Origin of the sequence: Stenotrophomonas testudinis, assembly GCF_024499815.1 — a bacterium.
Classification (GTDB): Bacteria; Pseudomonadota; Gammaproteobacteria; order Xanthomonadales; family Xanthomonadaceae; genus Stenotrophomonas.
Genome location: NZ_JAMOKY010000079.1, coordinates 1 through 446, shown reverse-complemented (window position 1 = coordinate 446; position 446 = coordinate 1). Strand labels below are relative to the sequence as shown.

Annotated in this window: 1 pseudogene; it reads right to left on the bottom strand. The window is 77.1% G+C overall.

Annotated elements, in window-relative coordinates:
• Positions 1-173: 173 nt before the first annotated feature.
• Positions 174-446, bottom strand: a pseudogene (locus tag NQ204_RS19545) (anti-sigma factor); the annotation flags it as partial.

Sequence of the window (446 nt, the reverse complement as noted above, 5' to 3'; positions counted from 1 at the left end):
CCTGCGGCGCGGTCGGCGCGGCGGGCTGGGCACAGGCCACCAGTGGCAGGGTCAGGGCGAGCAGGCCCATGGCCTGCGTGCGGAGTCGGTGAGTCATCGGACGGCAACCTCCGGATCGGGATGGAGAGGGGGAAGGAGGGCCCCGCCAGTGGCGGGGCATGGGCCCGCACGCGTCAGTCGCGCGGGCGCTGCGGCGCTGGCAGTTCTTCCTGCAGGCGCGGCTCGAACGGGTAGAACGCGGCGCCGCCGGACGAGGTCGGGAAGCTGGCGTTCAGCGCGCCGCCCCCGGCCGGGGCCAGGCTGGACTTCGGCCACGGCCGTGCCTGCAGGCTGCCGACATCGCCGAAGGGCAGGTGGCGGGTGCTGCTGGCCGGCACGCTGGGGCTCAGCGCCGGCTGCGCGGCGGCCACCGCACGCTGCGGCGCGTCGTCCCGCTGGGCCACGCG